Origin of the sequence: Flavobacterium glycines (genome assembly GCF_900100165.1) — a bacterium.
In the GTDB taxonomy this organism is placed as follows: Bacteria; Bacteroidota; Bacteroidia; order Flavobacteriales; family Flavobacteriaceae; genus Flavobacterium; species Flavobacterium glycines.
In genome coordinates this window covers 1,566,283-1,581,731 of sequence record NZ_FNEO01000001.1, presented here as the reverse complement: position 1 = coordinate 1,581,731, position 15,449 = coordinate 1,566,283, and the positions used below count along the sequence as shown (strand labels likewise).

Here is a 15,449-nt window from a genome sequence, read left to right as displayed (position 1 = left end):
TTCTATTTAGTACTTTAAAATTTACATCTTCGTTTCCGGTGGAAAAGCATAAGAATTTTTCCATCCTCCCAAATCAATTAAAATTTGATCAATCATTACTCCCGGATCAACCATCCAAACTTTCAAAGTGTGTTTTCCGGCCTTATTGACAATTTGTTCCGCCGATTTTACAGCCGCATTTTTTAATACATTTTGCAACCATTCGTCACTTCGACCAAAAGTTTGAAAATTCAAAATAACCGGATCGGCATCATCAATGGCTACAGCACATCGCACTCCTTTTCCTTCGTAAAAAGCATGTGTTGGAATCGCCTGTACTTTTACATTGACTTTGCCAAAATTAAAACTGTAAAAATCATATTCCATAACTGGGCTATTGGCTTTAATCGCTTTCAAATCCAACTCAGAATTAGCAGTTCTTGGCAAAGCCACACTCACTTTTCCGGCATAACCAACACCTTCAAAAGCTTCCCATTTGGCAGCTGTACCATCTTTTTTATTCGAATAATTTGCAGCATTGATAGAAACGTATCCTTTGTCTTCAATAAAACCTTTATAGTTTTCCAATTCAGAAAATTTAGGATTAAAAGCAGTCACTCCTATCGTAATCAAAGTGTCTTTACTGACAAAATCTATTGCCGAATTCACTTTATAACTTGGCGGAATCAATTGGTAATCGTGTCCTAGAGGAGCTTCTTTTTTGTTTTCTCCTTGCGGCACTTTATCCCAGTCGATACTTACCCAAATGCGTTGCTGACTGTTTTTATTATTATCTAAAGTTCCCTGTTGTTGCGAAATTTTTATCCAATCCGCCTTCGGTTTTGCCTGCCAATTTACCGTTCCGGTTCCTTTCATAAAAACATCAATATAATACTGATTCTTTACATAAGCATTAAAAACCGGCAACACATCGGCATAGGAATTCTCAGTTTTATGATTGACTTCCATTTCATAACTTTCCAGAGCCAGTTTCAATTCGGCTTTTGTTCCTGTAACCGCATTTGTCGATGTTGTCTGGTCAAAAACAGGCAAGTGTCGCGGTGCCATGCTCATGATATTTTTCCATTTTCCACCGGCCAATTCATTATTAAAATAATGAGTTTCTTTTTGAATTCGCTCAAAAGCTTCTGCTGATTTTTTTGCAAAAAATGCTGCGCTTCCCCTTCCCTGTTCGGCAACAAATTTATTTTTATATGAATACAACCATTTGTGATTTAAACTGGCTGCACCAATAACCGGATATTCAACTAATTCATAAAAAGCATTTTGACGATTCGCCGGAATAGCCGTTTTTATTTTTTCAGTCGCATCCATTAATTTTTGGTAAGCGTCAATTCTTTTCGAAACCTCATCTCCATAATGAATTTGCGTCAGTGCTGTTGCTCCTGATTTAGTTTCCGGTTCTACCTGATTCCAGGCCATAAACTCAGGACGACGCTGAAAAGCCAAATGATAATAATCAAAAAATAAATCAGTTATCGAAGTAGCATTTTGTGTTCCAAATTCTCTCGAAGCCCAGTTTTGCATGTGTTTTTTTACGCTTTGACTTTGAGTAAAAGGACTCATATCCCAGGCCATATCCAGAAATAATTCGATATTGTATTCATGAGGTTTGATGTCCCCACAATTCAAAATCCACAAATCACGAGATTGAAATTCGTAAGCTTTTGCCATTTCTTCCCACATCAAAACCGGATTTGTCGAATTCAGCCACAAATAATCATGAGGACGCCCCCAATAGGAAGTATGGTAATAAATTCCTGCGCCTCCGGAACGCGTTTGCTCTTTTAGATTACTCAACTGACGGATGTATCCATAATTATCATCAGTCCAAACCAGCTGTACATCATCCGGCAGTTTCAAACCTTTTTGGTAATAATCCAAAACCTCTTTGTAAGGAATAAATGCCTGCGGAATTTTGTTGGGTTCTTTTCCGGTTGCTTTTTTCAAAATCGCTCTTTGGTCGGTAATTACCTGCTCCAATAATTTTACCTGAGAATCCGAATCATCTTCCCCCACAATCATTGGCGAATCATGCTCGCCACGCATTCCTACGGTGTAAATATTTTCGAAAGGAGCTGTTTCCTTTGCTCTTTTTCTGAAAAAATCTTTTATCGTTGCCGAATTCGTATCATAGCGATATTCCCCCATAGTATTGTGATTCCACTCGGCATTAATGTTACTCAACATCGGCTCGGCGTGCGAAGTCCCTACCACAATGGCATAATCATCAGCAACTTCTTTGTTTTTAGGAAAAGAATAAAAAGCTTTGGTGCTTTTGTGCATCGCCGGCCAAATGGTATTGGCTCTCAAACGCAACAGCAATTCAAAAACTTTCGCATAGGTTTTAGGTCCGATATCTCCCGTTTCCGGTTCGAATGTTTTGGCAGCCCAAGGCTGTAATCCCCAGTCTTCATCGTTTAGAAAAATCCCTCTGTATTTTATTGATGGCGAACCAAAGGTTTTTGTTTGAATATTTAAAACCAGATTGTCTTTTTTATCCGGCGTAACATCAGCCCACCATTCCCATGGAGAAACTCCTATCATTCTGGAAATCTCTAATAATCCATAAGCCGTAGCTCTTCTGTCAGAACCTACAATTACCAATGCTTTTTTGATGGTTGCTGTTGGATTTTCAACAAGCTGAATTTTATACGTTTCCCATTTTCCTTTTACATCAGCAATGGTAATTTTTTGTTTCGAAACCAAATTATCAATCCATTTGCTTTGTCCAATAGTCCCGGCCATAATGACTGTTCCTGAACTGTTTTTAGCATCCCGATAGCTATCGGGATTCAATCGCTGATTAGTAATCGAAAAAATATCATCAGCCAAAATTTTAGCGGCAATGTGAACCACTTTTGGTTCTTTTTCTTCAACTAAAATTCCCACTTTTTGATTTCCCGAAACAATTGTAAAATCATTGTTTTGTGCCTTTATTGCATTGGCAAAAAGAACAATAAAAACTATTATAACACTATTAAACTTATTTTTGAACATGATTTTATTTTTTAATTCTTTCGAAACGGTTATTATCAAAACTCACCTTATAAGATGATTTAAAAAGCGTGGACGGAATATAATAATCGGTTGAAATGACCTGTGCTCCCGAAGCTTTTGCTTTTTCAAATTTAGTATAATCATTCGCTCTGGCTTCTGTTGTTCCGTCATCGGCACGGGTGCGAACCATATATCCTTTGGCTACTAATTCTTTGATATAATCAAAATTTTTAATCGGGTCGTTGATTACTCTAAAAGCCGCCTCAGGATTTCCCTCTTTACTGTTTACAAACAACACTCGGTTTTTCAAACTCGAATGTCCTTCAAGATAGCGATTAATTTTAGTTTGATTTTCATCCAAAACAAAAAGAAATCTACCTTTTACGGCTTTTAGATCAGGCCAGCCTTTTTTCAAAACAGCTTCTTCCAAAGTTTCAAAATTTCCCCGAACCAAATCAGGAGTAATCAATTTTGAATCGTTAAAAACCGAACGAATTTCGATATCAATACTGTCTAATGCCGATTTGGTAAAAGGCAAAGGCGCACGTAAATTTCTGTTATTATCATCTTTAGCATTGATCAAAATAAAAATCGGCGTATGATTTGGATTTTTATCCGACCATTTTTTCAAGGCTTGCAATCCTTCTTTAAAAAGCAAATAATGGCTTCTGAAATCAATATCCTGAATATGAAACATTTTTAATCCCGGCTGCGCCAGCTTATTTGCTGCGTCATATTCTAATGGTGTTGCCCCTAATGATTTTACAATTGCCAAGCCTTGCGGATTCGAATAATAACCTCCTTTAGGATCAAACAATACATCGTATTCTAAATTGCGAAGTCCCAAATCCAACTGCTTTTCAATAGCAATATGACCGTATTGAACTGATTTTGCAAGTACCGAATCCCGCTGAAACAAATAATTCCACAGCGGGGCTTCGATAGCAATTTTATATGAATTATGGCTGCCTATTACCTGAATTTCATTCATTTTTACTAGCTTTTCTTTTTTAAAAGAAAGCAATAAAAACAATGACAGCGAAAGCAACAATAAGGTTTTATTTTTCAAAATCATATTCAATAAAAAGAGATTAAAACTAAAAACTTAACATTCTATTTTTTCCTAAATCAAACCAATCTTCAAAAGTCATTTATACTGAAATTATTTCTTAGAATAGGTATAATTAAAAAAATCACAATCAATGTATCCTTTATCCTCATCTGTATTAAAATTAAAAATACCTATGCGGTCACCTCGATAACTTCCCCATGTCATTTGCGATTTATTTCCAAAAGAAATAAATGTCTTACCGTCGAGGCTATAAGAATAAGTATTCACACCATCAATACCCCATTGTGATTGCAACCAAATGTCATGATTTAAAATTCTTTCACCAACAGTCTCAACATCGTTAAAAGTATAAACTAATTTTCGAATACCTTCTTCTTGTTTTATTCCAAAAAGACTATTGTTTTCTGTTGATAAATGAGTCAAACCTGCATATTGACCATTCTCCATATTTTGTATGTTGATTTTTACAGTAACAACATTTTTACTGGTTCGCATACTCCGCTGTGTAAGCGTATTTCCTGCTCTTAAAATAATTTTTCCCTTTTTTTCAGATGCTATTGGCTTAAAAGCATGTAATCGTAAAAATCCTTTACGTGCTGTGAGCGACCATTTATCATTTCTTGGCTGATAATTCCATTCCCATTGCTGATTGAGTTTTTCCGATTGAAATTGGTCACTGGTTTGAATAAAAGCTTTTGTTTTTTTCGAAATTGGCTTTTTTCCTGACCAAACCATTTCTCCAATTCCATCACTACCCACTTTCCCAATTATAGGCCAATCATTTACCCAAGTTACAGGCAAAAGACTGGCGGGTCTTCCTTCCCAATCGCCTCTTCCATGATGCGTTAAAAAACACCAACTAGTATCATTTACTTGTATTAATCCTCCCTGATTAGGTTCTCTGTCTTTATGTCTATCAACCTTATTGATTTGTTTAATTTCATAAGGCCCATCTATATTTTTAGAACGCCCCATCATAATGTGTCGTTGCCCCAATTCATTTACTTCGCTGAAATAATGATAGTAGTAACCATTAATTTTATACAATTTATTCGCCTCACTTCCTTTTGACTGATAAATGATTTTATCCGATTCCATTATCAATTGCTTTCCATCGGCTGTCATCTTAAATAGATGTATGTTGTATTGTTTGTTATTTTTGGGATCCAATGCAAAATTGGTCGCAATAAAATAAAACTGTCCATCGTCATCATAAAAGGAACAACAATCATCCCATCCCGACACATTCCATAATTGATGGAGTGGTTCCCATGGACCAGCCGGATTAGTGGCAGAACTCATAAAGAAACCCTCGTCTGGCGTTCCAAAATAAACCCAGAACTTATTTTTATAGTAACGAATTGAACCTGCCCAAACGCCTCTACCATAACGATTCATTTTATCCCAATTGAGTTCCGGACTAATTTTAGTGAGATCATCTACCACATGACTGATAATTTCCCAGTTCACTAAATCCACCGAATGTAAAACAACCATACCTGGAGAAAACTGCATAGTAGAAGAGATTGCATAATAATCGTTCCCGACACGAATTACATCCAAATCACTAAAATCAGCAGGAAGAACAGGATTTACATAAGTTCCATTACCTTGATCACCCCATTTCTTATACATCTGGCCAAATGAATAAAAACTGAAAAAAGGAAAACAAAAAAGTATTACAAGTATTTTTCTCATAACGGATTAAAAATAAAATCAACACAGAAATAATTTTACAGACCTTCTTTATGATGAATTTAGTTTTTTTATTCTAACTAAGCTAGTCTATAAATTGTCAACTCTACGATTAATTTCAGTGTTTTAATAATTAGATTTTGATGTAAATACGCTTTTTATTGAGCCACCAACCTACGGCCCAACAAAGCAACATAAACAAAATGGCGGTAACAAAGGATCCAAAACTTCCCGGAAATATTCTTTGAATAAGACATTCGCTAAACCATTCAAAAACATCCATTTCCGCATTTACATGAGTAAGACGGCGTAAAAACGTAAAGAACAGTTCGGAAAACAGGTAAATAAACAAAGGATTTTTGCCAAAAATGGTAGAGAATTCCACCCCAAAATGTTTTTGTTTTAATTCGATAAAATAAATTAAAACGGCCATAATGGATAAGTCTATTCCAACGGTATAAAGCACAAAAGAACCTGTCCAAAGCTTTTTACAAATAGGGAAAACCAAATCCCACCAACGCGCCAAGGCCATCAAAAGGAAACCAACAATCAATAATTTGGCTATTCCTTCAAATGATTTTCCAATTCTCTGGATAAATGTTCCGGCAATAAAACCGGCAATTACATTGACAATGGCCGGCAAAGTGCTCAAAATCCCTTCCGGGTCAAAAGGCACCATATCGCGTTTATAAATATGACCGTTTCCTAAAATGGATAAATCCAAACGGGTTACCGCGTTGGTCGCCATTTCCAGTTCGGCTCCCGACTGACCAAACAAATACAATAACGCCCAATATCCTAAGAGAAAAATCACTGATAAAACGATTGCCGCTTTCTCCGACAAATAATAAAAAATCACTGCCGCAAACAAATAACACAAGGCTATACGCTGTAAAACTCCCATTACACGGGTTTCGGCAAAGGATTTTAATTCCCAAACGCCATCAACACCCTGTTTGACAAAAGGAAACCAATACATTAAAAATCCCAACAGAAAAATGATGATGGTGCGTTTGATTACTTTTTTCCAAAATACATCAGCAGCCATTTCTTTCATTTTTCCCATCGAAAAACTCATAGCATTTCCCATTGCAAAAAGGAAGGAGGGGAATACCAAATCGGCCAGCGTAAATCCGAACCATTCAGCATGGACCAAATAAGGATAAAGATTAGCACCCGTTCCCGGTGTATTGACCACAATCATTAAACAAATCGTTAGTCCCCTGAACACATCCAGTGAAAGAAAACGATTGGAATTTGGGTTAGAAATTGCATTCATAGTTAATAATCGTATTTAATTGTTGTCATTTGCCCGGTTACAGGAATAATGCGAGAGCGGTATTTTTTATGTAATGCTTTGGCAATCACATTTGGATTTCCTTTCGCTTTTACCGGAAAATCCTTTCTGGCAGTTACCCATTTCCATTCCCATTGTTTTATTTTCTTGTCAAAATCATCCTGATTAAAATGCCCCCAATTGGCTTTTACATCTGCAAAAAATTGTTGCCATCTTGGTTTATAAAAATCAGTAAACAGTCCGCTCCACTGGCGGTTACTGTATTCATGCAATCTATTATCAGCTCCACCCCAAAGTGTGATCAAGTCACGTGCATTTTGCTCATACAATGCTTTTTCTTTTTCATCCACACCCCAACTTCTGGCATCGGCAATCCAGGGTCCTAAAAGAAAATCATGACGGGTAGCCAATAACAAATCCATATCGTCAATCAATTCCAAAAATTCCTTGCTGTATTTTTCGAATGCTACTTTGTCATTTTTTTGATACGCTTTAGCTATTTGCTGTTGCAAAGGCAGCGCATAATTTGCCAAGACCTGACGTGTAACATCCACCAAATCGTATTGAAAACCATCCGATTTTGGATAAGCCGGAGCCGCTTTTATAAAAAGATCCCAAGCCGGTAATAAATCTTTTGAAGCATAATTTTGTTTGGTTCTCGCCCAACGACGGAAGCCTTCAAAAGTAGGTCGGGATACAATAATCGATTCCGCTCCGTCGCGAATTACTTGTCCGTTATACACTGTTTTTACCAAAATATCCCAGGCTTTTGAAATATCTGCATTTGATTTTCCGTAGCGATTTAAGGTGTATTTTTTTAGCCAGGAATTCAATTCAATAGGTGTATCCCGCCAAGTGTTATCGGTCATTAACTCATACAAAACCGGATTTTGTTCGATGGCTTCCATCGTCAATCCAATTCCTTTTAATTTTCCTGATTTAGGATCAGCCAACGCTTTTGCCGGTTCATTAGCCACGGTTTCAATTCGACCAAACATCGAAATATTTCCACCAAAATTGTGCAGCATATTCCAAATCCATTGTTTACCGTAAAAAGCTTCTGTTCGTTTCCAAACCGGTTCAATTTCGGTAGCCAAATCCAGAATAATCATGCGATCATCTGGAACTGCATCGAGCATTCCTTTGATTTGTGGTGCTTCCCAAAATTCTCTGTGGCTGTAAAAAAGCCAACCTTGCATTACCCAAACCGCATCTTTATCGGCTGATTTCATACCTTCGAAAATTTTCTTACTCAATTCAAACAAATAAGCAGGATCATTAGATGGTGGCGTATTTTCGTTAAAAGTATCTGCCGAATACAAATGATCGGTTCCATAAATTTTAGATTGCATCTCTAAAAATTTCTTGCCAATTTCAGCAAACAATGGATCATTCGAATCTAAAATGTAAGTATCCTCAAAATCATTTCCCCAGTTGGTTTTCTTTAATTTGGCATTTGGAAAAAACTTTTTAAAAGAAGCTGGAACGTGACCTGTAAAAGCAGGCAACACGGTTTTCATCCCTAATTCGCGCTCTCTTTTTAAAATTTTCAATTGCAAATCGCGGTGCGTTTCTTTCCAATGTTTAGACAATGGTCCGCCCCAACCGTCTAAATTCCCCATCCAAAACCAGGAAAAATAAGCCGGTCCGCTAAAAAACGAATTCAAATCTTCATCACTAAATCCGTATGATTTATAGACTTCATCCCAAATGTATTCTTCTCCTGTTATAGCCAGTGGCATGTTGATTCCGTGCAAAGCCATCCAATCAATTTCTTTTTCCCAACGGTTCCAGTCCCACCAACTCATACTGTAATTGAATGTACAATAGTTTAAATAATAGCGGTATTCATAAGGTGTTTTTTTATGAATCAATTTGGGAACAGCCGGTAATTTTTTAGGCAAATTCAAGTTTGTCCCGTTCCAGGTAATCTGACTATTCGTATATTGATTGAGATAATAATACAAAGCCGATGCAATCGAAACGCCATTATTTCCTCTTAAAACAATTTTATCGCCTTTAGAAACAATTTCGAACCAATCTTTCTTACTCGAAGAATCCATTTCGACACTAAATTGCGAAGCATGATTGGGCAAAATACGAGCAATAAGCCGGCTAGAAGCATTAGCTATTTCTGACTCCGGTTTTGTCGATTGACAAACGCCGTTTGCAAAAATAAAAACAATAAATAATAAGGCTATTTTAAGGTTGGTTTTCATCTTTTTTTAAGATTATATTATACAGAATCAGAAACTGGAAATACCAGTTGGTTTTATTTTTAGTATGTTATGATTGGCATCAAAATTTAAGCTGTCAATACAAATTTGACGCAACACATATTTTTCTTTTTGTGGAAGAATTCGGTGATATAAAATATAATCCTGACCTTTTTCATTAAAAACCGAATGATGTCCCGGACCATAAGTTATACTATCAGCAGAAGTTTCCAGAATAGGACTGTTTTTGGCTGTTTCAAATGGCCCCAAAGGAGAATTACCAACAGCATATCCTACTTTGTAAGTTGCATCTATAGCTTTGCCTGAAGAATACATCAAATAGTATTTCCCGAAACGCTTAATCATGTATGGAGCTTCAAAATAATCTTTAGGTGTAACCGCTTTAGGTTTATTCTCAAAAGAAATCATATCTGAATTCAGTTTGGTCGCCATGCAAGTACCATTTACCCAATTAAATCCGGAACCCCAGTATAAATAAGCCTGACCATCTTCGTCAATAAAACAATCAGCATCAATATTATGTACCAAAGGATAATCTTTTGATGAAATCAAAGGCGACTGATCTTCCTTAGCATTTTTCCAAGGACCTAACGGAGCATCACTCACACCAACCCAAACTTCACTCCCAACAGAAACATACATATAATATTTTCCGTTAGCTGCTTTTTTTACAGAAGGCGCCCATACCATTGAATCTTTAGAATTCGGGCTTGTACATGCTTTTTTGGTTGGCCAGTTTAAATGATGACGTTCGAATTTCAAAAAATCCTTTGTTGAAAATACCGCCAGTTCATCTCCACCCCAAGGATCAATTGTGGCATAAATAAAAAAAGCATCTCCTTCTTTTACAATACAGGGATCTGCAAAATATCCCGGTATCATTGGGTTTGTAATTTTTGATTTAGCTTGTAAATTTTCCTTTTTGACAGGAAGTTTACATGAAATCAAAAACGTACTCGTCAACAAAATAAAAATACCCCGTTTCAAATTCTTCATCTCTATTATATTAATCTTCAATAAAATTATTCTTCAATTACTTCGTCTGATTTAGAAGGCGGAACTTGTTTTGTTCCCCAGTTTGTAGAAGGCGTGGCAGCCATTTCAAATTCTAATACACCACCAGCAACAATATCTCTGTGCTCGATAAAGGCATTTTCGAATGCTTTACCATTCAATGTTACCGATTTGATGTATTTGTTTTTATCAGAAAGATTCTTGGCTTTGATGGTAAAATCTTTTCCGTTTTCCTGATGAATCACCGTTTGCTTGAAATAAGGTGAATTGATTAAATAATAGGGTTGTCCGGCATTAGGATACAAGCCCATCATGTGAAAAGCCAACCAGGAAGACATCGCCCCTGAATCGTCATTTCCTGGAATTCCATTTCGGCTACTGTTGTAATTTTTATCAATAATTTGATGAATGCGATCGTTACTCAAATCAGGACGACCAATCCAATGGTATAAATTTGGACTCAAAAACGAAGGCTCATTAGCCACATTATAAAATTCTTTGTCAAAAAGAGTATTCAATCTTTTCTTGAAGGCTTCATTTCCGCCTGTTTTTTTAATTAACATGGCCACATCATGAGGCACTGATAACGAATATTCCCAAGAACTGGCTTCGTAAAAAACACCACACCACCAGCAAACACAATTAGGCCAGTCCTGCGCTAAAGGCGAATAAGGCACATAAGAAATTTTTCCGTTGGTTGCAGCACATTGAATGCTGTCTACCCATTTTTTATTCGAATCCTTCGGCATGATAAAACCACGGGAACCATTGTCTTCAATATCCCGCCATAAATTTTGCCAATTGTCAGATTGTTTGATAAAACGCCAATATTCTCCTTTTCGTTTGGTACCTTTTGCTACAATGGCCAGGCAATAATCATTATACGAATATTCCAAAGTACGGTTTCCGGAACGCACATAATCGGTAGAAACATAACCTAATTTATTGTAATCTACTAATCCGCCACGACCTTCTTTTTCTTCATTTCCACCGGGAGGAAACATCGCATCTTTCATCATCGCATCCAATCCTAGTTTATAATTGATACCTTCCAATCCTTTTACAAAAGCATCAGCAATAACTACCTCAGCATTAGAACCACCTTGAGTTCGTCCATTCGAATTTCCGCTTCGGGCTTCCGGCAAATAACCATCGCGTTTGTAAATTTGCAGCATTGCATTGACAATATCAATTTCACGTTTAGGATCTAAAAGTGTAATTAACGGACTCGAAGAACGATAGGTATCCCAAATGGCATAGAAATCATCATAATAAGGCGAGTCATTTTCCCATAACGGATTTTCTCCTGTACGATCCACAGGCATCAACATCGTATGATACAAACCTGTATAAAACATAGTTTTCTTTTCTACCGAAGCTTCTTTTTCGACCTCTACTCTTTGCAATAAATTCTCCCATTTTTGTTGGGTTTCGGCCAATTCTTTTTTGAAATCCCAATGTGGAATTTCTTTATCAATATTTTCTTTGGCTTTCAATGAACTAATGAAAGAAATTCCGATTTTCATGTTCACCGTTTTATTCGCTAAACTTTCGAAAAATAACATTGCTCCCGTTTTCTTTCCATTATCCACCTGATTTTTCTCATTTGGAAAAAAGGTTTCGCCTTTCCATGTAGAGAAATTGGTAAATGGCTGGTCGAATACAGCAGAAAAATAAACGGTATAAGTACCTCCGTTGTTCCAACCGCCACGAACTTTAGTATAACCACGAACTTCAGTATCCGAAATCACTTCTACCTGAGAACCCACAAATTGCTGCGCTTCTCTTCCATCAGGAATAATGGACTCGTCCAGATATCTTCCTAAATCAATCTTAATTGCATTTTTAGCATTCGAATTAAAAACAAATTTGTAAAAAGCGGCTCTGTCAGAAGTGGTGATTTCTGTTTGAATGTTCCATTTTTTCAATAAAGCACCATAATATCCTAAGGCTACCTTTTCGTTTTCACGAAGCGATTCCTGTTTAATAGTTTCAAAATCGCCCGAAATTGGCATAATAGAAACATTTCCATATTTAGCTCCACCTCCGGTACCGCTTACATGCACCTGACTGAAACCATAAATGGGTTTAGTCATATCAGTGGTAAAACCACTATTAGCATTTAAATCATTATCTGGTCCTGGTTTGATCATTCCATAAGGACATGATGGTCCCACGAAGACATTTCCCAATCCTTCTGACCCAATCATTGGATCAACAAAACGATGATTTTGTGCACTTAAACTCAAACACTGTAACAACAGGGCGAAACAAATAAAAATGGAATTCTTACTTTTCTTCATAACTTTCTATTTTAATTCTCAGAATCATCAAAATTACACCCTTTAGGGAAGGGGAATTAATTTTGATGATTCTTGAGGCAATTTTTAAGGTATCGTTTTTATATTCGTTTCTTTCAAATCTATTTTGGATTCAGCTACATTTTTCAAAACAACTTGTTCGTTTTTAGCTTCAGGCAAATCCATTTTTTCCATACTCAAATTCTGAACATCATCGAATACAAAGGCAGGTCGGAAATCAGCATCATCCAAAGTAACCTTGACATTTTTGAAACTAATTCCTTTAGCGTGACGCACATAAAATGCCCATGCCGGTAATTCGCCAAACATCGAAAACTCAGGATATTCTTTAATTACTTCCGGCACCTGATCCAATCGATTTAGCGATACATAAGCCATTCCTTTAGTGGCTCTGCCGGGATACGAAATAGTAATATTTTCAAGATTCACATTTTCTATTTGATAACCCGGAATGCCTACAATCGAAGAAGGAAACGGATTATGGAAAAAATCGACTTCAGGACCTCTTATATCATAATTGCTATCCGGACGCCCAAAAGGTACCTGCACTTTCACATCTTTTATACTTACATTTTTAATACTTCCTGCTTTGTCTCCACTTCGTTGTCCTATTCGAATAAAAATGGCATTTCCTGTATTTACCGCATTGATATTCGAAACTGAAATATTTTCTATCACCGCACCATCAACTGATTCGACAGCAATGGCTGAACGAAACGTATCAAACACCTGAATATCTTTGATAACCACATTTTTAAATCCGCCATAAGAAGCAGTTCCAAATTTTATTGCACTGGCACTGGATTTTATCGTACAATTAGCAATATAAATACCGTCATTAGCATATCCAAGATAATAGGACTTTAAGCAAATTCCATCATCAGCAGTATCTAAATTGCAATTGGTAATTTTGACATTTTTACAATCGGTAATGTCGATTCCATCATTATTCCAATACGCACGATTGACAACTTTTAAATTATCTATGATTAAATTCGAACACAATTCAAAAGACAATCCCCAACAGGATGCCGCACCCACTTCTAAACCTTCCACGGTTACATTCTCACATTGTGAAAAACGAAACAACTTAGGTCGCATCGTTTCATTTGGGCGATTTCTTTTAATAGTATAATTAGGATCAACCGCAATTCCGGCATGATGCAAACTGTCTATATTTAAAGCCAATTGTAAACCCTGTCCATCTATTTTTCCTTTTCCGAACAGTTTTATATTCGTTGCTTTATGCGCTAAAAGCAAAGCCATTTGTGAATTATCATCTTTTTTTGGAGAATCAGGTCGGCCGGGAAAATCCATTTTGTAATAATCCTTCGGATTCGTACTTCCTAACAAAACCGCTCCTTCTTCCAGACGAACACTCACATTGCTTTTCATTTGAATACTACCTGATAAAAATTCGCCTTTGGGAAAAACTACAATTCCACCTTTATTACTAAAAGCAGCATCAATCGTCTTTTGAATAGCGATTGTATTCAGTGTTTTTCCATCTGCTTTTGCTCCATAATTGGTAATCAAAAACTCCTTTGAAGCTTTGTTTTTATTTTGCGCATAGCTTTTCGAACCTAATAAAAAAAGGCTTGAAATAATGAGCACCAAAAACAGCTGTAATTTCAATTTCAACATTTTATCTTTATTATTATCTTATAACTACCCAAACACTTTTATTCGTTAAAAAACTAAAAACCAATACATTAAACAAAAATAATCCCTTAAAAAAAGGCACAAAAAAAGTGCACAGATGACAGCAACTGATCAGATAAAGGATTGATTTTAAATCTTAATCCGTTATAATTCGTTTCATCTGTGCACTCTTTTTTGAGATTTAATTTTTCAAATCTTACAAAAAATAAGCGCCATTATGTAGGTCTTATTTCATGTAAGCTTCTAACTTTTCCAAGTTATTGATCTCATTTTCTTTGGCACTAGCTGAAACAATTTCAGTTGTTAAATATTTAGCCGGTTTAGAAATTAATAAATACTGTGTTCCGTCATCGGTATTTTTCACATAATCCTTAGGATTGTATTTTATTGCTGCTCCAATTCCAACTACCTCAGCCGCTACATCCTCAGGATGCGTTCCCCAAACAGCGATATAATTTTTCCCTTTTTTAGTTTCGAAACCTTTGAAATAATTTACTCCGGTTACAAACTGTACTTTTTCTCCATTCAAACTAAAAGCTTCCACTTTAGCTTCTCTTTTCCCTGAAAACACAGTTACACGAACTTTAATATCTACTTTTTTCCCTTTGTAAGGCACTCCTCTGGAAATCATTTCCATATAAGAAGTAGTTGCTGTTTTACCAACATGAGCCAAACGATTCGTCACCGGATTCAACGGAACTACTTTTTCTCCATCCCAAAGACGCACTCCTCCTAAACCAACAGTTGCTCCTACTTTATAATAATCGGCTCCCCATCCTTCTTTTTGCTGTTCCGGAGTTGGATACCAATGTGCTGCTTTCAACTCTAAGCCTTTCTTAGCTTTATTGTAAACATCAATTGCTACCTTATCACTAAAATAGATTCGCAATGCCATCCATTCGTTTTCAACTGCCGGCCCGTGATGTCCAATTGTACTGTATAAATCCCCTGATTCAGAACCAATATCCGTCAGGTAACTTATTTTATCGGCTTTCATATACAAACTCGCATCTGTATTATTTTGCCCAAAACAAATTCCGCCAAACAGCAAAGCAGCCATAAATGATAATTTCATAATTTCAATTATTTATAGATTAAACTTAATTTTCGTAAAATTAAGTAAACTTTCTGCAATGCCCGAAAAATTCCTT

The 15,449-nt window shown here is 36.3% G+C and carries 9 protein-coding genes; all 9 read right to left on the bottom strand.

Annotated features, from left to right (window positions below):
• Positions 1 to 21 precede the first annotated feature (21 nt).
• The 9 genes from BLR17_RS06355 to BLR17_RS06315 all read right to left on the bottom strand — a co-directional run bounded on the left by BLR17_RS06355 (position 22) and on the right by BLR17_RS06315 (position 15,373).
• On the bottom strand, positions 22 to 3,000 hold the full coding sequence (locus tag BLR17_RS06355) for a glycosyl hydrolase 115 family protein (RefSeq protein ID WP_066327500.1): 2,979 nt from the start codon (positions 2,998 to 3,000) through the stop codon (positions 22 to 24).
• Positions 3,001 to 3,004: 4 nt separating this feature from the next.
• Positions 3,005 to 4,075: a phosphatidylinositol-specific phospholipase C1-like protein gene (locus BLR17_RS06350; RefSeq protein ID WP_066326699.1), complete on the bottom strand. Its 1,071-nt coding sequence runs from the start codon at positions 4,073 to 4,075 to the stop codon at positions 3,005 to 3,007.
• 87 nt (positions 4,076 to 4,162) lie between these two features.
• The gene (locus tag BLR17_RS06345) at positions 4,163 to 5,770 is read right to left on the bottom strand and encodes a glycoside hydrolase family 43 protein (protein WP_083189266.1); all 1,608 of its coding nucleotides are present in this window, start codon (positions 5,768 to 5,770) and stop codon (positions 4,163 to 4,165) included.
• Positions 5,771 to 5,900: 130 nt separating this feature from the next.
• The gene (locus tag BLR17_RS06340) at positions 5,901 to 7,046 is read right to left on the bottom strand and encodes an acyltransferase family protein (RefSeq protein WP_066326701.1); all 1,146 of its coding nucleotides are present in this window, start codon (positions 7,044 to 7,046) and stop codon (positions 5,901 to 5,903) included.
• A gap of 2 nt (positions 7,047 to 7,048) precedes the next feature.
• Complete coding sequence (locus tag BLR17_RS06335) at positions 7,049 to 9,283, bottom strand: alpha-N-acetylglucosaminidase (RefSeq protein WP_066326703.1); 2,235 nt, start codon at positions 9,281 to 9,283, stop codon at positions 7,049 to 7,051.
• A gap of 27 nt (positions 9,284 to 9,310) precedes the next feature.
• The gene (locus BLR17_RS06330) at positions 9,311 to 10,183 is read right to left on the bottom strand and encodes a family 43 glycosylhydrolase (protein ID WP_245683117.1); all 873 of its coding nucleotides are present in this window, start codon (positions 10,181 to 10,183) and stop codon (positions 9,311 to 9,313) included.
• 140 nt (positions 10,184 to 10,323) lie between these two features.
• Entirely contained in the window at positions 10,324 to 12,618 is a 2,295-nt protein-coding gene (locus BLR17_RS06325; RefSeq protein WP_066326706.1) for a GH92 family glycosyl hydrolase, read from the bottom strand.
• 84 nt (positions 12,619 to 12,702) lie between these two features.
• On the bottom strand, positions 12,703 to 14,280 hold the full coding sequence (locus BLR17_RS06320; RefSeq protein WP_066326708.1) for a glycoside hydrolase family 28 protein: 1,578 nt from the start codon (positions 14,278 to 14,280) through the stop codon (positions 12,703 to 12,705).
• A gap of 244 nt (positions 14,281 to 14,524) precedes the next feature.
• Complete coding sequence (locus BLR17_RS06315) at positions 14,525 to 15,373, bottom strand: DUF4861 family protein (protein ID WP_066326709.1); 849 nt, start codon at positions 15,371 to 15,373, stop codon at positions 14,525 to 14,527.
• Positions 15,374 to 15,449: the final 76 nt, after the last annotated feature.

Coding starts and splice junctions, on each gene's coding strand:
- BLR17_RS06355 (WP_066327500.1), bottom strand. CDS start 3,000: ATGTTCAAAAATAAGTTTAATAGTGTTATAATAGTTTTTATTGTTCTT.
- BLR17_RS06350 (WP_066326699.1), bottom strand. CDS start 4,075: ATGATTTTGAAAAATAAAACCTTATTGTTGCTTTCGCTGTCATTGTTT.
- BLR17_RS06345 (WP_083189266.1), bottom strand. CDS start 5,770: ATGAGAAAAATACTTGTAATACTTTTTTGTTTTCCTTTTTTCAGTTTT.
- BLR17_RS06340 (WP_066326701.1), bottom strand. CDS start 7,046: ATGAATGCAATTTCTAACCCAAATTCCAATCGTTTTCTTTCACTGGAT.
- BLR17_RS06335 (WP_066326703.1), bottom strand. CDS start 9,283: ATGAAAACCAACCTTAAAATAGCCTTATTATTTATTGTTTTTATTTTT.
- BLR17_RS06330 (WP_245683117.1), bottom strand. CDS start 10,183: ATGATACCGGGATATTTTGCAGATCCCTGTATTGTAAAAGAAGGAGAT.
- BLR17_RS06325 (WP_066326706.1), bottom strand. CDS start 12,618: ATGAAGAAAAGTAAGAATTCCATTTTTATTTGTTTCGCCCTGTTGTTA.
- BLR17_RS06320 (WP_066326708.1), bottom strand. CDS start 14,280: ATGTTGAAATTGAAATTACAGCTGTTTTTGGTGCTCATTATTTCAAGC.
- BLR17_RS06315 (WP_066326709.1), bottom strand. CDS start 15,373: ATGAAATTATCATTTATGGCTGCTTTGCTGTTTGGCGGAATTTGTTTT.